Source organism: Actinomycetota bacterium (genome assembly GCA_041658625.1).
Classification (GTDB): domain Bacteria; phylum Actinomycetota; class JAHEXW01; order JAHEXW01; family JAHEXW01; genus JBAZZW01.
In genome coordinates this window covers 338,311-357,945 of sequence record JBAZZW010000001.1, presented here as the reverse complement: position 1 = coordinate 357,945, position 19,635 = coordinate 338,311, and the positions used below count along the sequence as shown (strand labels likewise).

General features: G+C 57.1%; 18 protein-coding genes and 1 pseudogene. All 19 read left to right on the top strand.

Annotated features, from left to right (window positions below; genetic code table 11):
* Nucleotides 1-76: 76 nt before the first annotated feature.
* The 19 genes and pseudogenes from lysA to glyA all read left to right on the top strand — a co-directional run bounded on the left by lysA (nt 77) and on the right by glyA (nt 19,629).
* Entirely contained in the window at nt 77-1,375 is a 1,299-nt protein-coding gene (lysA, locus tag WC891_01670) for a diaminopimelate decarboxylase (GenBank protein ID MFA5866664.1), read from the top strand.
* Nucleotides 1,372-2,709 carry a homoserine dehydrogenase gene (locus WC891_01665; protein MFA5866663.1) on the top strand — a complete coding sequence of 446 codons (1,338 nt, stop codon included), beginning with the start codon at nt 1,372-1,374 and terminating at the stop codon, nt 2,707-2,709. Before lysA ends, WC891_01665 begins: the two co-directional genes overlap by 4 nt.
* A 32-nt stretch (nt 2,710-2,741) precedes the next feature.
* The gene (gene thrC, locus WC891_01660) at nt 2,742-3,815 is read left to right on the top strand and encodes a threonine synthase (protein ID MFA5866662.1); all 1,074 of its coding nucleotides are present in this window, start codon (nt 2,742-2,744) and stop codon (nt 3,813-3,815) included.
* The gene (locus tag WC891_01655; protein MFA5866661.1) at nt 3,812-4,999 is read left to right on the top strand and encodes a cofactor-independent phosphoglycerate mutase; all 1,188 of its coding nucleotides are present in this window, start codon (nt 3,812-3,814) and stop codon (nt 4,997-4,999) included. The genes thrC and WC891_01655 overlap by 4 nt, the downstream gene beginning before the upstream one ends.
* 7 nt (nt 5,000-5,006) lie before the next feature.
* Nucleotides 5,007-7,220: a glycogen debranching N-terminal domain-containing protein gene (locus WC891_01650; protein MFA5866660.1), complete on the top strand. Its 2,214-nt coding sequence runs from the start codon at nt 5,007-5,009 to the stop codon at nt 7,218-7,220.
* 17 nt (nt 7,221-7,237) lie between these two features.
* Nucleotides 7,238-8,167: a signal peptide peptidase SppA gene (sppA, locus tag WC891_01645; protein MFA5866659.1), complete on the top strand. Its 930-nt coding sequence runs from the start codon at nt 7,238-7,240 to the stop codon at nt 8,165-8,167.
* A gap of 8 nt (nt 8,168-8,175) precedes the next feature.
* Nucleotides 8,176-8,898 (top strand): metallophosphoesterase, encoded by a 723-nt coding sequence (locus WC891_01640; GenBank protein ID MFA5866658.1) that lies wholly within the window; start codon nt 8,176-8,178, stop codon nt 8,896-8,898.
* Nucleotide 8,899: 1 nt separating this feature from the next.
* Complete coding sequence (locus WC891_01635; GenBank protein ID MFA5866657.1) at nt 8,900-10,255, top strand: 2,3-diphosphoglycerate synthetase; 1,356 nt, start codon at nt 8,900-8,902, stop codon at nt 10,253-10,255.
* Nucleotide 10,256: 1 nt separating this feature from the next.
* Nucleotides 10,257-11,171 (top strand): ATP cone domain-containing protein, encoded by a 915-nt coding sequence (locus WC891_01630; GenBank protein MFA5866656.1) that lies wholly within the window; start codon nt 10,257-10,259, stop codon nt 11,169-11,171.
* A gap of 9 nt (nt 11,172-11,180) precedes the next feature.
* On the top strand, nt 11,181-11,831 hold the full coding sequence (gene fsa, locus WC891_01625; GenBank protein ID MFA5866655.1) for a fructose-6-phosphate aldolase: 651 nt from the start codon (nt 11,181-11,183) through the stop codon (nt 11,829-11,831).
* 177 nt (nt 11,832-12,008) lie between these two features.
* Nucleotides 12,009-13,412: pseudogene (rho, locus tag WC891_01620) on the top strand (transcription termination factor Rho).
* Between the two features lie 99 nt (nt 13,413-13,511).
* Nucleotides 13,512-13,733: a 50S ribosomal protein L31 gene (gene rpmE, locus WC891_01615; GenBank protein ID MFA5866654.1), complete on the top strand. Its 222-nt coding sequence runs from the start codon at nt 13,512-13,514 to the stop codon at nt 13,731-13,733.
* A complete protein-coding gene (gene thyX, locus WC891_01610; GenBank protein MFA5866653.1) occupies nt 13,734-14,408 on the top strand; it encodes an FAD-dependent thymidylate synthase in 675 nt (224 codons plus the stop codon).
* Nucleotides 14,409-14,420: 12 nt separating this feature from the next.
* Entirely contained in the window at nt 14,421-15,341 is a 921-nt protein-coding gene (locus WC891_01605) for a DUF1385 domain-containing protein (protein MFA5866652.1), read from the top strand.
* Nucleotides 15,334-16,401 (top strand): peptide chain release factor 1, encoded by a 1,068-nt coding sequence (gene prfA / locus WC891_01600; GenBank protein MFA5866651.1) that lies wholly within the window; start codon nt 15,334-15,336, stop codon nt 16,399-16,401. The genes WC891_01605 and prfA overlap by 8 nt, the downstream gene beginning before the upstream one ends.
* Complete coding sequence (prmC, locus tag WC891_01595; GenBank protein ID MFA5866650.1) at nt 16,398-17,252, top strand: peptide chain release factor N(5)-glutamine methyltransferase; 855 nt, start codon at nt 16,398-16,400, stop codon at nt 17,250-17,252. Before prfA ends, prmC begins: the two co-directional genes overlap by 4 nt.
* A gap of 1 nt (nt 17,253) precedes the next feature.
* The gene (locus WC891_01590; GenBank protein ID MFA5866649.1) at nt 17,254-17,898 is read left to right on the top strand and encodes an L-threonylcarbamoyladenylate synthase; all 645 of its coding nucleotides are present in this window, start codon (nt 17,254-17,256) and stop codon (nt 17,896-17,898) included.
* Between the two features lie 31 nt (nt 17,899-17,929).
* On the top strand, nt 17,930-18,379 hold the full coding sequence (gene rpiB / locus WC891_01585) for a ribose 5-phosphate isomerase B (protein ID MFA5866648.1): 450 nt from the start codon (nt 17,930-17,932) through the stop codon (nt 18,377-18,379).
* An 8-nt stretch (nt 18,380-18,387) separates the two neighbouring features.
* Nucleotides 18,388-19,629, top strand: a complete 1,242-nt coding sequence (gene glyA, locus WC891_01580; protein ID MFA5866647.1) for a serine hydroxymethyltransferase — start codon at nt 18,388-18,390, stop codon at nt 19,627-19,629.
* Nucleotides 19,630-19,635: the final 6 nt, after the last annotated feature.

Sequence of the window (19,635 nt, the reverse complement as noted above, 5' to 3'; positions counted from 1 at the left end):
TCAAACTATGTTAGAATTTTAACTTGAAAGTCTTTACGGTGTTATCCCCGCGCACGCGGCTGGAACGGAGCTCTCCATGGTCTTACCTTTGACCGCTAAAATCGCGCAAAACGGGCACTTGAATATCGGCGGATGCGACGTAGTTGAACTGGCCGAACGGTTTGGCACGCCATTATTCGTCTATGACGAGGCGACCATTCGCGATCGTTGCCGCGCCTATATGAGCGCTTTTAAAAAACAAGGCTTGGATTACGAGGTCATTTACGCCGCCAAGGCATTTATGTCGCTGGCCGTTATCAAAATCATCGCCGAGGAGGGCTTAGGCCTGGACGTTATGAGCGGCGGCGAGATTTATACGGCTCGACAGGCGGGCTTTCCGGCCAACAGGATGTACTTCCACGGCAATAACAAATCACCGGACGAAATCGAACTGGCCTTGGGCGTCGGCGTCGGCCACTTTGTTGTCGACAGCATGGTTGAGCTGGAACTGCTGGACAAAATGGCGGGCGACATGGGCAAGAAACCGGATGTTATGCTGCGGCTGACTCCGGGAATTCTGCCGTCCACCCACGCCTATATCCAAACCGGCCAGCAAGACAGCAAATTCGGGTTCGGCATCGAGGGCGGCCAGGCTCGCGAAGCGACCATAAGGGCGTTGGAAAAAAAGAACATCGTTTTAACCGGATACCACGCCCACATCGGCAGCCAGATTTTCGCGATGCATTCATACGACAAAGCTGTCGAAGTATTGATGGACTTTATCAAAAAGGTCAAAGACGAACTCGGCTACGAGGTCAGGCAGTTGGATACCGGCGGAGGTTTGGGGATAAGATATCTGGCCGGCGACGAGCCGTCGACGATCGACGCGTTTGCCAGGACCATAGTACAAGGCGTCGCGGACGGCGCAAAGAAACACGACCTGAAGGTCCCGAGAATCATGGTCGAGCCGGGGCGGTCTATTATCGGTAACGCCGGCGTGACCCTCTACAGGATCGGCACCATCAAAGAGATTCCGGGCATCCGCACCTATGTTTCAGTGGACGGCGGAATGAGCGACAATCTGCGGCCGATGCTGTACAAAGCCGTTTATGACGCGGTCATCGCCAACAAAGCCGACGCGCCGGCTTCGGCCAAGGTGACCGTAGCCGGCAAACACTGTGAGTCCGGCGATATTCTGATAGAGGAAGCCGTTATCCCGACGCCCGAGGTCGGCGACATTCTGGTTACCCCGGCGACGGGCGCTTACGGCTACGTAATGGCCAATAACTACAATCGTCTGCCGAGGCCGGCTGTCGTGCTGGTCAAAGACGGTGAAGTGCGGACGATAATCCGCCGGGAAACGTACGAAGACCTGGTCCGTTTGGAGGAAAAATGAAGAAAAAGATAAACGTCGGCTTACTTGGTTTGGGGACCGTCGGCAGCGGCGTCTATAGCATCTTGAAGAAACGGCGCTCCGAATTCAAGCGTCTGGTCAACGCGGATATAGTTATCAAGTCGATCGCCATCAAGTCGATGAGCGAGCTGAATGGCCGCGCGCATTTAAAGGTCGACCGAACCCTCGTCACCACGAAAGCCGAATCGATCGTCCACGACCCGGACATAGATATCATTGTTGAGGTTATTGGCGGCCGCGAACCGGCCCGGTCGCTTATTGTAGAGGCCATCCGGCATGGCAAGTCGGTGGTGACCGCCAACAAAGAGGTCCTGGCCAACGATGGCGAGGAGATTCTGGGATTGGCCGACAGCCAGGGAGTCGACCTATATTTCGAGGCCAGTGTGGGCGGGGGGATTCCAATCATTCACCCGCTGAAGGAAGGCCTGGCCGCGAACAAGATCTCGCGCGTCATGGGCATCGTCAACGGGACCACCAATTACATCCTGACCAGGATGAGCGAGGACGGCAGCTCGTTTAAAGAAGCCTTGGGCGAGGCCCAAAAGAACGGATTCGCCGAACGCGACCCTGCTCAAGACGTAGCAGGACACGACGCGGCGGCCAAGATTGCCATCCTGTCCTCAATCGCTTTCAACGCCAGGGTGCAGGCCCCCCAGGTTTATCGGGAGGGCATAGCCGGGATCACCCCCGACGACATCCGTTATGCCGACGAGATGGGCTACGTCATCAAGCTTCTGGCCACCGGCCGCGAAGAGGCCGGTGAGTTGGACGTGCGCGTCCATCCGGCCATGTTGCCCAAGAGCCATCCTCTGGCCGGCGTCAGGGAAGAATACAACGCCATTTTCGTCGAAGGCGACGCCGTCGGCGAGCTGATGTTCTTTGGCAAAGGCGCGGGCAGTCTGCCGGCGGCCAGCGCAGTCGTTGGCGATGTCGTTGCGGTCGCCCGTAACCTGCAATACAACCGGAGCGGCAAAATCGGCTGCACCTGTTATGAAAAGAAACCGGTCAAGAAGATCGAGGACGCTTTTACCTCGTACTATCTGCGTATCGAATCGGCCGATCAGCCGGGAGTATTGGCCAAGATTTCCAAAGTCTTCGGCGACGCGAAGGTCAGTCTGGCCAGCGTGATTCAGAAAAATAGCGAGAGTAACCGCGCCCGGCTGGTTTTTGTGACCTATCCCGTGCGGGAGAAAAACCTTCGAGCGGCCGTCAAGAAGATCGAGCAGCTGGACGTGGTCAAGAAGGTCATTAGCGTTATCAGAGTCGAAAGCGCAGAGCATAGAGCTAATAGTAGGGTAATAGACAACTGCTCTTGACTATAAGCTATAGGCTAACAAAGGAGAACGATATGTGCGGGCCGACCGAACCCTGGCAAGGGCTAATCGTAAAATATCATGAGTTTCTGCCGGTTACCGGCGATACGCCGGTGGTCACCCTACTGGAGGGAAACACCCCGCTTGTCTACGCGCCGGGATTAAGTAAGGAATTCGGTCTGACCGTTTGGCTAAAGCTCGAAGGCGCCAATCCGACAGGCTCGTTCAAAGACCGAGGTATGACCGTGGCTATCAGCAAAGCCGTTGAGGAAGGTTCGAAAGCGATTATGTGCGCGTCGACCGGCAACACCAGCGCCTCGGCCGCGGCCTACGCGGCGCGCGCCGGCATCAAATGCATCGTGCTAATACCGGAAGGCAAGATCGCCTACGGGAAACTATCCCAAGCGCTGGTCCATGGAGCGAAAGTACTATCCGTCAAGGGCAATTTCGACAAGGCTTTGGAAATTGTTAAGGAAATCACGGCGGACACCGATATTACTCTGGTCAACTCATTGAATCCGTATCGTATCGAAGGCCAGAAAACGTCCGCCTTCGAGATTTGCGACACGATGGGCGAAGCCCCCGACTACCTGTTTATTCCGGTCGGCAACGCCGGCAATATAACCTCATACTGGAAAGGTTTTCAGCAGTACAAAGAGGAAGGGAACGTCAAGAGACTGCCGAAGATGATGGGCTGGCAGGCGGAAGGCGCGGCGCCGATCGTCCGTGGTGAGGTGGTTAAGGATCCGCAAACGCTGGCTACGGCCATCCGCATAGGCAACCCAGCCCGCTGGGAAGAAGCGGCGGCCGCCAGCAAGGACAGCGGCGGCTTGATTGATATGGTCAGCGACGAGGAGATATTGATTGCTTACCGGCGCCTGGCGTCGACGGAAGGCGTGTTCGCCGAGCCTGCCTCGGCGGCGTCCGTCGCCGGCCTGATTAAAGCCTGCGGCCAAGGTAAAGTGGCCAAAGGCGGGTCGGCGGTTTGCGTTCTTACCGGCCACGGTTTGAAAGACCCCGATACGGCCGTAAAACGCGGCGGCGGACAGGTAATCGAGGTCGAGGCAAATACTGAAGCCATACTGCGAGAGGTGAACAAAACGGATTGAAATACGTCTTCCTGGTACCCGATGGCGCGGCCGACCGTCCCGTTGATGAGCTCGGCGGTTTGACTCCTTTGGAGGCTGCCGACACCCCTAATCTTGACCGTCTGGCCCGCGAAGGTCGGGGCGGCACGGTGCAAACAATCCCCGAGGGCATGAGTGCGGGCAGCGACATCGCGACACTGTCTCTGATGGGCTACGATCCGCGCAAGTACTACACCGGTCGGGGTCCGCTGGAAGCCGCTTATCGCGGCATCAGATTAAAACCCGGTGAATTCGCTTATCGCTGCAACCTTATCACCGAGCGCGAAGGAATTGTTAAAGACTATAGCGCCGGCCATATAACCAGCGAGGAGGCGACGGTTCTCATTGAAACGCTTGACCAGGAGCTGGGGGATGAGTCGGTCCGTTTTTTCCCCGGCGTTAGTTATCGCCACCTGCTAATTTTAAAGGACGGCGGAAGTAAGGAGACCGTCTGCCGGCCGCCTCATGACGTAATGGACCGGCCGGTCAACGAGGTGCTGCCGTCCGGACCGGGTTCGGAACTTCTGCTCGACCTTATCGCTAAGTCACGGCCTATTTTGGCCGAGCATCCCATTAATAAAGGCCGGCGGGAGAGGGGCAAGAATCCGGCCAACCTGATCTGGCCATGGGGACAAGGCGGCGCGCCGGCCTTGCAGACTTTTATGGACCGATTCGGTGTATCCGGCGCGGTTATCTCCGCCGTCGACGTCATCAAGGGGCTAGGCTACTATCTGGGTCTGGAGATTCTGGAAGTGCCCGGCGCGACCGGCTATTTTGACACCGATTACGAAGGGAAGGCATCGTTTGCCGTTAAGGCCCTGGAAGACAAGGATTTTGTTTTTGTCCACTTGGAGGCGACGGACGAGGCCGGCCACGAGGGCCTGGCCGAGGAGAAGGTCGTTGCCCTGGAGAATTTTGACAGGCTATTGGTGGCGCCGATTCTGGCGGGGCTGGAGAAATATGACGACTATCGTGTATTGGTCAGCCCGGACCACGAAACGCCCGTGGCGACAAGGACGCACACCAGCGGACCGGTGCCGTTCCTGATCTACGAAGCCGGCGGGCCGACAGACAGGCTGAGCGCCTTCAACGAAAGCAGCGCGCGAACCGAAGGTTCGCTTAAACTTGCCAACGGGTATGAATTGATCAATCTGCTGTTCGAATAGGAATCCTATGCAGGAACGGACCGTCAAAGGCCCTCACGGCGAAGAGTTCGAGATAATCGCCTCCGAGGACATAATCCGCATACTGAACGAGGGCGTCCCCTTCATCACCGCGGGCGTCGAGGTGGAGAAACTCGTCCTTAAGGAAGGTGAGGCGTTCCTATACACGAACGCCGAAGGCAACATTCCTCAGGGCAACCCCTTCGGATTGGGTTTATACCATAAGGACACCCGGTTCCTGTCGACCTATGAAATCTATCTGGAAGGGAAAAAGCCGCTTCTTTTGTCCTCGTCGGCCGGCCTGGACTATCGCTCGTTCATCGAGCTAACCAACCCCGACATCCGCATCTCGAATGCCGTTAGGGTACCGCAAGATACCCTGAACATCCGGCGTTTGCGCACCATTAAAGACAATCTCTACGAGCGGATCCGCGTCAAGAACTACAATCAGTTTCCGATCGAGGTCGTTATACAGTTCGTCCTGGGCGCGGATTTCTTTGACATCTTCGAGGTTCGCGGCTTGCGCCGCAGCCGGCGCGGTTCGGTTTTGAAACCCAAATATGACGGCCGCTTCTTAAGCCTTGCCTACGTCGGCTTAGACGACGTTTTCCGCCAAACCAAAGTAGAATTCTTTCCTAAGCCGAGCATGATTCAGACCGGCCCGGCCGGTGCCACCGTGTCCTACCAGCTGGCTTTCAAAGCGAGGGAAACCAAGAACCTTAATCTGACCTTTAAGCCGGTCGTCGGCACGGAACGACGGCGCTCCTTGTCGTTTGATACCGTGTCGTCCGTTTTACATCGTTCTTACCAAAGCTGGGAAACGGAATCGACCAAGATCGTTACCGACAACGAGTTGTTCAATTCGGTTCTGGAACGCGGCCAGCGCGACATCCGTCAGCTATTGACCGAAACCAAAGAGGGGACGACTATGACGGCCGGGGTACCCTGGTTTGTCGCGCCGTTCGGCCGGGACAGCTTAATCACCTGTTTGCAGACCATGATCTTAAACAAGCGCCCGTCGTACGAAACACTGAAGATGTTCGCCGGAATGCAGGGAACCGTTACTGATGGTTGGCGTGACGAAGAACCCGGTAAGATCATGCACGAGATCAGGCGGGGAGAGCTGGCGTCCCTGCACGAAATTCCCCACACGCCTTACTACGGGACCGTCGACGCGACGCCGCTTTTCCTCATATTAGTCGGCGAGCTTTTCAAATGGACAGGCGACGCCGGGATCCTTAACTCGCTTAAAGAGCCGATAGACTTGGCGGTCAACTGGCTCGACGAATACGGTGATACCGACGGCGACCTTTTCGTGGAGTACAAACGCCGGAGCGCCCGAGGCCTTATCCACCAGGGATGGAAGGATTCCGCCGGCAGCGTTTGCCATAAAGACGCGTCGCCGGCCGATCCGCCGATCGCTCTGGCAGAGGTTCAAAGCTATGTTTACCTGGCGAAAACGGAGCTGGCGGATATCTATGAATATCTGGATTTCGGCGAGAAAGCGGATGAGTTGCGGCGTCAGGCCAAAGCGCTTAAGGAAAGGTTCAACGAGGTCTTCTGGATGACCGAGGAAAACTGTTTCGCGCAGGCGCTGGACAAGAACAAAGACCGCGTTGAAGTCGTCACCTCCAACGCCGGCCAGTGTCTGTTCGGCGGCGTCGTTAAGAAAACCCTGGCCAGAAAGCTGGCCCATCGGCTTATGCAGCCGGATATGTACAGCGGATGGGGCATCAGGACACTCTCCAAGACCGCTCCGACCTATAACCCGATGCAGTACCACTCCGGGACGATTTGGCCGCATGATAACAGCCTGATCGCCTGGGGTTTGAAGAAATACGGTTTCGCGGAGGAAGCCAACCGTCTGGCGACAGGTCTGTTCGACGCGGCCCTGACCTTTACCGATTACCGTCTGCCGGAGCTTTTCTGCGGTTTTACCAGGCGGATGCCGCATCCGCCCGTCGGTTACCCCGTCTCCTGCGCGCCGCAGGCTTGGGCCGCCGGCAGCATGTTCCTGTTCTTAAGATGCATGTTGGGATTGATGCCAGACGTGCCGCGCGGCGAAATTAAAATCGACGAACCGAAGCTGCCCAAGTGGCTAAACTACGTCATGATTGACAATCTTCGCATTGGCACGGGCGTCGTCAGTTTGGTTTTCAGTCGTGACGGCGATCGGACGGAATACAAGGTAGTCTCGAATACGACAGGCTTGAAAGTCATCTAGAAAGGGGATGGGCCTAAATGTCAAAGAAGGGTTGGGCGATCGGAATCTCGATTACGGCGGTGTTGTTCCTTTTTGCCTGTGTCGGTCTGGCGGCTTTGCTCGCGCTGGTCTCAGCCGGTTCGTCGTCGGTGCCGCTCGGCCGGAAAGCCGTCGCGGTAATCCATATTAGCGGGGTAATCGCGTCCTCGCCGCAAAGCGGCTTGCTGTCGGCTACGGCTACGGCCACACCGGAGAACCTAATTGTCCAGCTCAGACGGGCTGACAACGATAATAATGTCGCGGCGGTTTTGTTGCGCGTGGACAGCCCGGGAGGCAGCGCCGCGGCTTCGCAGGAAATCTTTAAGGAAGTCAGCAGGATGAAAAAACCCGTCATGGTTTCGATTGCCGACATCGGGGCGTCCGGCGCCTACTACATCTCTTGCGGCGCCGACGAGATCATGGCCAGCCCGGCCTCTTCGGTCGGCAGCATCGGCGTCATCATTCAAGTCGCGAACCTGGAGGAGTTGTACAAGAAACTCGGCATCCAGTATGTGACCATCAAGCAGGGCAAATATAAGGATATGGGCAGCGGCGACCGGGCTTTGACGGACGAGGAGCGCAAACTCCTGGAGCAGGAAACGGAAGAGGTATACGACCAGTTCATCACCGATGTCGCTTCTTCGCGGAACATTCCCGAGGAGACGGTGCGCGAGTTGGCCACCGGCCAAACGTGGAACGGCAGCAAAGCCAAGGACCTTGCCTTGATCGACAGCATCGGCAACTATCGCGACGCCGTAAAACGGGCCGGCCAGCTGGGAAAGATCGAAGGGGAACCGTCCGTCATATCGTACGACCAGACTTCCATCTGGGACATCCTGGCCGGCGTGTCGTCGGCCGGCGCTTTATCAGATCTGACCAAGCTTCTGGGGCTGTTAAACGGAACCCAGAGCATGCCGGTAAGCCGGTAGGAGGGCAGATGGGTAAGAAAACCGTAGTCGCGCAGATTTCCGACTTCCACGTCGGCGACAAGTATTTTCGTCCGGATCTTTTGGAAGAGACGATTGAAGAGGTCAACGACTTAAAACCTGATGTCGTTATTGTCGGAGGAGACTTAACGACGCTCGGTTTGCGTGTCGAGTACGAGGAGGCGCGGGAGTACGTTAAAAAGATTAAATGTCCACGAATCGTTGTCATCCCCGGAAACCATGACAGCCGCAACGTCGGCTACATGCATTTTGAGGACAATTTCGGCTCCCGCTATCAGGTTCTTAGACACAATAACATCGTTTTCGTCTGCATAGATTCAAGCATGCCGGACAGTAAAGACGGCCGTGTGGGGCGGAACAAGTATACGTGGATCAGGGAACACTTCGAAACACCGGCTGACTACCGGGTTCTGGTGCTGCACCACCATCTGGTTTCGGTGCCCGGCACCGGCCGGGAAAGGAATATCGTTTTAGACGCCGGCGACGTTCTGGAGATGCTTTTCGAACAAAAGGTCGACCTTGTCTTGTCAGGGCATAAACACGTGCCCCACGTCTGGGAGTTCGGCAATATGACTCTGGTTAACGCCGGCGCGGCCTCTTCGCTACGGCTGCGCGGGGCGGCCGAACCTTGCTACAACATCATCGAGCTCGAAGACGGTAAAGCGGCCGTCTACAAAAAAGGCGTCGGCGAGATCAAAGAAAGGATGGGGTAGGTTGGGCAGGCTGGCCGCCGTCGCTTTAATCGACGGAGAACATTACTTTCCCGTTATCGAACAGGCCTTAGAAGCGATTGCCTCCGACCCGGCCTACGATCTTAAGGGCGCTGTCTTTATCGGCGGCACGGAGAAGGTGACCGACGCCACGCGGCTGGACGGATTCAAGGTTCCGGTGATTCTCGATCCCGACGCTTTGAAAGGAATAGACCAGGCCATCGCACGGTTTAAGCCCGCGGTTTTCATTGACTTAAGCGACGAGCCGGTGGTAGGATACAGGGAAAGATTCGAGTTCGCTTGCCGGATCCTGGCTCGAAATATATCATATAAGGGTTCGGACTTCCTTTTTGAGCCGCCAACCTTTTTTGATGTAGTACACAAACCCTCTATTTCAATCATCGGCACGGGCAAACGAACGGGCAAGACGGCCGTGTCGGCTTTTATATGTCGTGAACTGAAGAGTGAAGGACATAATCCCTGTGTCGTCGCCATGGGGCGGGGCGGCCCGGCGGCCCCCGAAGTCATTCACGGGGGCGAGATTAATCTCAAGCCGGAATACCTGTTGGAACTAAGCAGGCAGGGTAAGCATGCCGCTTCGGATCATTACGAAGATGCTTTGATGAGCCGTATCACGACGGTCGGTTGCCGGCGTTGCGGCGGGGGCATGGCCGGCAAGGTTTTTATCTCAAACGTGCTTGACGGAGCGCGGGTGGCCGACAAACTCCCGGAAGAGATGATCGTCTTTGAAGGAAGCGGGGCGGCCCTGCCTCCGGTTAGAACGGATTTCTCCGTCTTAATCGCCGGCGCGAGCCAGCCTGAGGAATATATCACGGGGTATTTCGGCCCGTATAGGATATCGCTGTCCGACCTGGTTATTTTGACGATGTGCGAGGAACCGCTGGCGGATCTGGAAAAGATCGATCGGCTGGAAGCGGGCATCAAGGCCGTAAAGCCGGGCATAAAGGTTGTCCGGACGGTTTTCCGGCCTAAGCCCTTGAACGATGTTGCCGGTAAGCGGGTATTCGTCGCCACAACGGCTCCGGCGGATGTCGGCCGGGTAATCACCGGATATCTGGAGGAAGAGTACGGCTGTCAGGTGGCGGGGATAAGCCATCATCTGTCCAACCGGCCGCTTTTGCGGGCCGACCTGGCGGCGGCGGGCGATTTCGACGTTGTCATGACCGAACTTAAGGCGGCCAGCGTCGACGTAGTTACGGAGTATGGTTTGGAGCGAGGCAAGGAAGTAGTTTACATGGACAACAGCCCGGTGACTGTCGGGGGCGACGGGGACGTGAAAGAACTTTTGATCGAGGCGGCGGTTGAGGCGCGGCGGCGCTTTGCCGGCCGGGGCGAATAGAATGAAGAACGGCGCGGATAGACCCATCCTGATCAGCGGCAAGAAACGGTCATTGCCGTTTTCCAAGGGCATGATGGCGACGTCGATCATGGCCACGGGCTTGGCGCCGGCCAAGTCTTACCGCGTCGCTCAGCAGATCCAAGACGCCTTGCGGGAACAGAACGTTCACTCGATTTCGGTACCTGATCTCGACGCGATGGTGACCGATCTTTTGACCAAGTTTTACGGGGAGCGTTTCGCCGCCAACTATACACATTGGCGGAAACTCGGCAAGCTTGATAAGCCGGTTATCGTTTTAGTCGGCGGGACGACAGGAGTCGGGAAGTCTACCATCGCGGCCGAACTGGCCCACCGGTTGGGAATCGTCAGAATCGTCTCAACCGACAGCATTCGCGAAGTAATGCGGAGCCAGTTTTCCAAGGAACTGATGCCGGCGCTATACGGCTCAACCTTTACGGCCTGGAAATTCTTAAGGTTTCCGCTGCCCAAGACCGCTGACCCCGTCATTGTCGCCTGTCAGGAACAATGTCAGCTGGTAACGATCGGCGTCGAGGCGATTATCGAGAGGTCCATCAAGGAGGGCGTGAACATAGTCGTCGAGGGCGCGCATCTCCTGCCGGGTTTCATAAAACCCGAATATCGGGATAAAGCGTTCCTGATAGACCTGGTCGTCGTGGTCAATGATGAGGAACAGCACCGGAGCCATTTTCTCGTCCGCGAGATAGAAGGCGCTCCGGACCGGCCGCACGACAAATATATTGAGAACTTTGAGAGCATCAGGAAGATTCAGGACTACATCAAGAAACTGGCCAGAGAGCACAAAACACCGTGTTTCGGCGGCTACAATCTGGACCAGACCGTCAGCAAGATAATGAAGCACACGCTGGATTCAATATTCGGCGAGTCACGTGTTTAAGGAGGATTAATGGACTTTTTTATCGACACGGCAAATGTCGAGCAGATCAAGGAGATCAATGGATGGGGCGTCTTAAGCGGGGTGACGACTAATCCCTCGCTGGCGGCCAAGGAAGGGCGCAACTTTCACGAACTTATCAAGGAAATCGCTTCCATTGTGGACGGACCGGTCAGCGCCGAAGCCGTTTGCCCCGATTGCGGCGGTATCGTGGAAGAGTCGAGGGAGCTGGCCAGCCTGGCCGATAACGTCGTTGTCAAGATTCCTTGCATGCCGGAAGGCTTGGCCGCGACCAGCATTCTGAACGGAGAGGGGATCGACGTCAACATGACGCTGGTTTTCTCGGCCAATCAGGCGCTGCTGGCTGCGCATGCCGGCGCCGCCTTCGTCAGCCCGTTCGTCGGACGCGTCGACGATGCGGGTAACGACGGCATGGTCATCATCGAAGAGATCATGGCCGTCTACAATAACTACGACGTCCAGACGGAGGTTATCTGCGCCAGCGTCCGCCACGCCCAACACGTGGTCGAAGCCGCCCTGATCGGCTGTGATATCGCCACGATTCCTTACGACGTGTTTAAAAATATGGTCAAGCATCCGCTGACGACCAGCGGGATCGACGCTTTTAATAAAGACTGGGACAAAATAAAGAACATAAAGTAGTGAGATGTGAAGTGATGGAAGTAAATAGTGATCAGGACTTTTCACTAGCGAGGCGAAACGCCGAGCGAATCACTTCTCACTAATCACTAACAGAAAGGGAGGCTTTAAGCAGTGCAGAAAATCGATTTACAAGACAAACCCCTAAAAGACCTGCAAGTGATCGCCAAGGCGGCCGGACTTAAGGGTATCGCGGGGATGAAAAAGGAAGACTTGATCAAGCAGTTGGCTAACGATCCGGCGCCCGATCCGGCGCCTGCCGAAGCTCCCGCCTCCGCTGAAGCTACGGAGGACAAGCCGCCGTCGGCGTCACAAGTCGAAGCGAGGGACTTCGCGGAGGTTCCGGTGGACAAGCCGGCGGCAGCTCCGGTTACGTCAACCGCCGCAACCGCGCCAACCATTACGCCGATGCCACCCTCTACCAATGGCGCGCCGTCAAACGGGGAAGGCAAACCCGGCGACGAGGCGTTGCTTAGCAAGGAAGGCGTTTTGGACATCCTAGCCGACGGCTACGGATTCCTGAGGACTAAGGGTTATCTGCCGGGCGACTCCGATATCTACGTCAGCAACTCTCAAATCAGGCGGTTCCATCTTCGCAAGGGCGACAAGGTTAAAGGCCAAGTCCGTCCGCCTAAAAACACTGAGAAGTTCAGTGCGCTCTTAAGAATCGAGGCGGTCAACGAGGAAGATCCGGAGAACGCCAGGACCAGGGCGACCTTTGAAACGCTAACACCCATCTATCCTGAAGATCAGTTTCGCTTGGAAACCGACGCCAAAAACATCACCGCCCGCATTATCGACCTGGTCGCGCCGATAGGCAAGGGCCAGCGCGGGTTGATTGTCAGCCCACCGAAAGCCGGCAAGACGACGATCCTGAAGCAAATCGCCAATTCCATTACCGCCAACCATCCGGAAGTCCAGATGCTGGTTCTTCTAGTCGACGAGCGGCCCGAAGAGGTTACCGATATGGAGCGGAGCATCGACGGCGACGTCGTGTCTTCGACTTTCGATATGCCGGCTGAAAATCACATCCAGGCGGCGGAGCTGGTTTTGGAGCGGGCTAAACGCCTGGTCGAGCACAAGAACGACGTCGTCATCGTTCTGGACTCCATAACCCGTTTGGCGCGCGCGTACAACTTGACCTGTCCGACCAGCGGCCGGATCCTGTCCGGCGGCGTGGACTCGACTGCTTTATACCCGCCGAAGCACTTCTTCGGCGCGGCCCGCAATATCGAGAACGGCGGCAGTCTGACGATCATCGCTACGGCGCTTATCGATACGGGTAGCCGGATGGACGAGGTCATTTTCGAAGAGTTTAAGGGAACCGGCAACATGGAGCTCCATCTGGACAGAAAGCTTGCGGACAAGCGCGTTTTCCCGGCCATCGACATCGACAAGTCGGGGACGAGAAAGGAAGAATTGCTGCTTGACCCAGCCGAAGCCCAGGAGATATGGAAACTTCGCCGCGTCCTGCACGCTTTAGAGCCCAGCCAGGCCATCGAGCTTCTGATCGGCAAGGTTAGGGACACCAAATCCAACGCGTTGTTCCTGAAGGAGATCGCCAAAAGCCCGTCGGCCGGCTAGCTCCCAGGGTTTGGCTGCCTTTCTCCGCATATAAGTAGATGCTATAATAGTGCTGGAAAAGGCAAGCTATAAGAAACATTTATGGGAGGAATAAAGACAGTGAAAAAGGAAACACATCCGGAATACTATGACACCCAGGTAAAGTGCTCGTGCGGCGAGACCTTTACCACCAGGTCGACCAAGAAAGAATTGCACGTAGAGATCTGCAGCAAATGCCACCCGTTTTATACCGGCAAGCAGAAATTCGTCGATACCGGCGGGCGTGTCGAGCGCTTCCAGAAGAAATACGGCACCACCCCTAAAAAAGCCGGTAAAGCCTAAATGAACGTCAAGCTCCTGGAGCATACGCCCGATCCGGAGCGGACCATCGCGGCGGCCGGGCGCTTATGTTACGCTCCTGTCGGCGCCGACGAGCTTTTCGACGAGATGTCTGACACCGAGATTAAAAAACTCCTGACCTTTCTAATCAAAGCCGGGCATTTGAGCGCTATCGAGCACGCCGTCTTCACGTTCGCCATCGAAGGCATCTCGCGAGCCTGTAGCCATCAACTGGTCAGACATCGTGTGGCCTCGTATAACCAACAGTCTCAGCGTTACGTAACCTTCGATTCGCTGGAGTTCATAGTCCCGCCTACTATCGCGGGAACGGACGGCGTGGCGGAAGCGTTCGATAAAGGCAACCAGGCGGCGCTGGCCCTCTATAAAGAGCTTCTGGACGCGGGGGTGCCGGCCGAGGACGCCCGGTACGTTCTGCCGAACGCGGCCGAAACCAAGATCGTGGTCACCATGAACGCCCGCGAACTTCTGCACTTTTTCACCCTGCGCTGCTGCAACCGGGCTCAGTGGGAAATACGCGACTTAAGCCTGGCTATGCTGAACATCGTCAAAAATAAAGCGCCGACGGTGTTCGCGGCCGCCGGACCCGCCTGTGTCAGGGGAGCTTGCCCCGAAGGCTCGATGACTTGCGGCGAACCCTGGCCCAAACACAACTATTAAGGACTAAATCAAATGCCTAAACTACGCATGGGCGGCCAGGCCGTCTTGGAAGGCGTTATGATGCGCAGCCCCCACGCCATGGCCGTAGCGGTCAGGCGGCCGGACGGCACCATCACGACCACGGCCAGCCGGATCGACACCGTTTTTCATAAATATTTCCCGTTCACCTGGTTTCCGCTTCGCGGCGTCGTTTCCTTAATCGAGATGTTTACGCTCGGTCTTAAGGCGTTGTCGTTTTCCGCCCAGCAGGCGACGGGAGAAGAGGAAGATTTCGGCGCCAAAGAGATCGCCGGGAGTTTCATCTTCGCGATGGTCCTGGTGGTTTTGCTGTTCATCGTCCTCCCGGCCTTTCTGGCCAACTTCACCAAGTCTTATCTGCCGTCGTCGGCCTGGAAATCGGGAGTCGAAGGCGTCATCCGCATCAGCATCTTCTTGATCTATGTCTGGGCTGTTTCTTACATGAGGGACATCAAGCGCGTGTTCGAATACCACGGCGCGGAGCATAAGACCGTCCACGCTTACGAGGAGGGCATGGAATTGAAGCCTGAAGTCATCCGCGGTTTCAGCGCTCTTCACGTCGGTTGCGGCACCGGTTTTCTGCTTATCGTCATGGTCGTTTCCATCTTTGTTTTTGCCTTTATCCCGCCGACCACGATCTGGCTGCGGGTCCTGATACAGATCTGTCTGGTGCCGGTAATCGGCTCGTTCACGTACGAATTGATCAGGCTGGCCCGCCGTTATGAGCATTCGACCGCCGTTAAGATCCTGATGGCGCCAGGGCTCCTTCTACAGAGACTGACGGCCAGGGAACCCGACGACGATCAAATCGAGGTGGCGGTGACCGCCCTAGAGGAAGCCTTAAAAATGGAAGGCGCGCCCGCCGGCGCTCATACAGACGGGTCCGCCTCTGGCGGAGGCGCTGAAGATGCTTGATAAAGTAGCCGGCATCGAGAAACGGTACGCTGAAATAGAAAACGAACTAGCCAAGCCTGAGGTTCTGGCCGACCAGGAAAAATACACCGCCCTGGCCAAAGAGTTCAGCGGGATGAAAGAGATCATGGAGACCATCCGGGCACTCAAGGACGCCGTCTCACGGATTAACGAATCGGAACAGCTGCTGGGCGAGGAAAAGGACGCCGAGATGCGGGAGTTTATCACCGAAGAGGCGGCCGAGGCGGCTGAGATTAAAACGCAGCTGGAAGAGAAGCTTAAGATTCTGCTCCTTCCCCAGGACCCGACGGATTCAAAAAACGTGATTATGGAGATCAGGGCGGGGGCCGGCGGGGAAGAAGCCGCCCTCTTTGCCAAGGACGTCTACCGGATGTACGCCAGGTTCGCCGAGGACAACAAGTGGAAGACGGAAGTCTTAAGCGTCAGTGAGGGCGACGCGGGCGGTTTCAAGGAGATCGTATTCTCGGTCAAAGGCGCCGATGTCTACGGGACGCTCAAATACGAGTCGGGCGTGCATCGCGTCCAGAGAATCCCGGAGACGGAATCGGGCGGCCGCATCCACACGTCCACCGCGACTGTCGCCGTTATGCCCGAGGTCGACGACGTGGAGGTTAACATCGATCCGGGCGACCTGAAAATCGATACCTACCGTTCCAGCGGCGCGGGCGGCCAGCACGTCAACGTAACCGACTCGGCGGTAAGAATTACCCATCTGCCGACCGGCCTGGTGGTTTCCTGTCAGGACGAACGCAGTCAGCTCCAAAACCGGGAGAAGGCAATGCGCGTCTTGAGGGCGAGGCTGTATCAGCACGCCCTGGAAACCCAGCAGAATAAGATCGCCGAGAACCGGCGGACGCAGGTCGGCACCGGCGACCGGAGTGAGAAGATCAGGACCTATAATTACCCCCAGAACAGGATCACCGACCACCGCATCAATTTGACCGTCCATAACCTGGACCAGGTGATGGAGGGCGACATACGTGAGATAATGAGCGCGCTGGCGCGGGAGGACCGCGTCAGAAAACTGGAGAAGATGAAGTGATCGACGACACTATCGGCCGGGCCGCGGACGCCCTTAGGGCGTCCGGCATAAAAACGGCCAGGCTAGACGCCGAACTGTTGTTTCAATACGTTTTAGGCATCAACCAGACCGAGTTTCTGGCCATGGCCGACCGCGAGCTGTCCCCGGCCGAGCAGGACACCTACTTCTCTTTGGTCGAGAGAAGGCAGGCGCGGGAACCGCTCCAGTATATTACCGGCGAGGCCGCTTTCCGTCACCTGAACCTGCGGGTGACGCCGGATGTCCTGGTGCCTCGCCCCGAGACCGAATGGGTGGCCGAGGAAGCAATCGTCGCCGTCCGCAACCTTCACAAACCGGCGGTCCTGGATATCGGCACGGGCAGCGGCGCTATCGCCATCAGCATTGCCAGCGAGGTTCCTCAAGCCGAGGTAGTGGCGACTGATATTTCCCGGCAAGCGGTTTCTTTAGCGCTGGAGAACGCCGAAAGACATAACGTAGACGGCCGCATCCGTTTTATCGTCAGCGATTATTTTTCAAGCGTACCGGCTTATTACAAGGAACACTTCAACGTTATCGTCAGCAATCCGCCTTACATCGCGTCTCACGAATTGCCGGGGCTGGATCCAGAAATCAAGTATCACGAACCGGTTGTGGCGTTGTCGCCGGGTTTGGATCCGTTGGCGCCTCACAGGATAATCGCGGCCGGAGCGCCGCGCTTTCTGAAAGCCGGCGGCCTGCTGGTTTTGGAGATCGGCGCCAATTCGGGTCAGGCCGCGCGGGACGCGTTGGCTGTCACCGGATTATATACGGATGTAGAAATATTACTGGACCTCGCGGGGCGGGACCGCGTTATCAAGGGAGTGCTTAAGTAGCGTGACCGATATCATCCGGACGGATCCCGTCCGGCCTTCGGAGGAAGCGATTGTCGCGGCCGCCTTGGTCGTCAAAGCCGGCGGTCTGGCAGTCTTACCGTCTGACACGGTCTACGGCCTGGTCGCGGACCTTTACAGTCTCGAAGCAATCGAACGCCTGTATGGATTGAAAGAACGTCCGGCGGCCAAAGGGCTGCCCGTTTTTATCGGCGACCGCTCCGAACTCGACAATCTGGCGGCTGAAATCCCCGAGGAAACATCGATTCTGATGGATTTGTACTGGCCGGGGCCTCTTTCAATCGTACTAAAGAAAAACCCGCAAGTTCCCGACGCCGTGACCGGCGGACGGCCGACCATCGCCGTGCGCCAACCCGGTTATGTGGTCTGCCAGGGAGTTTTAAAAGAAGTCGGCGGCCCGTTGACCGGCACCAGCGCCAACCTTACCGGCGGCCTGGCGCCCCGGGCAGTGGCGGATCTGGATCCTGCCATCGTCGAGGGCGTTGATATCATCATCGACGGCGGGGTCTGTCCTTACGGCGTTCCGTCGACCATTTTGGACGTCAGCGGTCCTGTGTGGCGCGTCCTGCGTCAAGGTCCGGTGACCAAAGAGGCGATAGAGACAGCTGTCGGGCGTGTGATAAAATGAGGCCATTCTTTAGACATACGGGGGAATCACGTTGAGAGTAGCGATTGGCTGCGATCATGGCGGATACGACTTAAAAGAGCAGGTCAAGGACTGGGTGAATGAGTCCGGCCACGAGGCCGACGATATGGGCTGCGACTCGACCGAGCCTGTCGATTACCCCGCGTACGCGGTCGCGGTCGCCCGAAAGGTCGCTTCCGGCGCGGCGGACTTGGGTATCCTGGTCTGCGGCACCGGACTGGGTATGAGCATGGCCGCCAACAAGGTATCCGGGATCCGGGCGGCGGTATGCAACGACATATTCTGCGCGGAGCACGCCCGGGCTCACAACGACGCCAATATCATGACCATCGGCGGGCGGGTGGTCGACGACGCGCAAGCCAGACGGATCGTTGAGACATTTTTAAACACAAAGTTTGAGGGCGGACGTCACGCGCGCCGGGTCGCCCAGATCATGGCCATTGAAAACGAATGGGGGAAGTAAGAGTGTCACTGGATGAACTGCGGAAAATCGACGCGGAGGTCGCTGAGGCGATCGACGCCGAGCTAAACCGGCAGAGAAACACCATCGAGCTTATCGCCAGCGAGAATTTCACCTGGCCGGCCGTTCTGGAAGCCCAGGGTTCCGTCCTGACCAACAAGTACGCCGAAGGCTATCCGGACAAACGTTATTACGGCGGTTGCGAGTGCGTCGACATCGTCGAGGATTTGGCCCGCGACCGGGCCAAGCAGCTGTTCGGGGCCGACTACGCCAACGTCCAGCCCCACTCCGGCTCCCAGGCCAATATGGCCGTGTATTTCACGGCCGTTAAACCGGGCGATACCGTTATGGCGCTGGAACTGTCGCACGGCGGCCACCTGACAATGGGCGCGCCCGTCAGTTTTTCCGGTCAGCTTTACAATATCGTTTTCTACACGGTTAACCGGGAGACGGAGGTCCTCGAGTACGACGAGATCCGCGAACAGGCTCGCCAAAGTAGGCCCAAGATGATCATCGCCGGGGCCAGCGCCTATCCGCGGACTCTTGATTTCGAGGCATTCAGGTCAATAGCCGACGAGGTCGGCGCGGTCTTGATGGTCGACATCGCGCATATCGCGGGGCTGATCGCGACCGGCTTGCACCCCTCTCCGGTGCCGTACGCCGAATTTGTCACGTCCACGACGCACAAGACTCTGCGGGGCCCCCGTGGCGGTCTGATCATGTGTAAACAGGAATCCGGCCGGGCGTTGGACAAGACGATATTTCCGGGCATCCAGGGCGGACCCTTGATGCACGTGATCGCGGCCAAAGCCGTCGCTTTCAAGATGGCCATGCGCCCCGAGTTCAAAGATTATCAAGCCCAGGTTATAAAGAACGCCAAGGCCCTGGCTGACGTTATGACCGGCGAAGGTTTCCGCTTGGTCGCCGGCGGCACCGACACCCATCTCTTCTTAATGGACTTGTCCACTAAGGGTCTGACCGGCAAGGCCGCTCAGGAAACCCTGGATGAAGTCGGGATCACGGTCAACAAGAACACGATTCCGTTCGAAACGCAGAGTCCGATGGTCACCAGCGGCATCCGCGTCGGTTCGCCCTCGGTCACCAGTCGGGGTATGAAAGAACCCGAGATGAAGATAATCGGCCTGGCCATCAGCCGAGTCCTTCATAACCTCGGCGACAGGGCGGTTATGACCGAAGCGAAGAAAACCGTCCGGGAGCTTTGCGACAGCTTCCCGTTGTATCCCGAGCTGTAAAGTGAT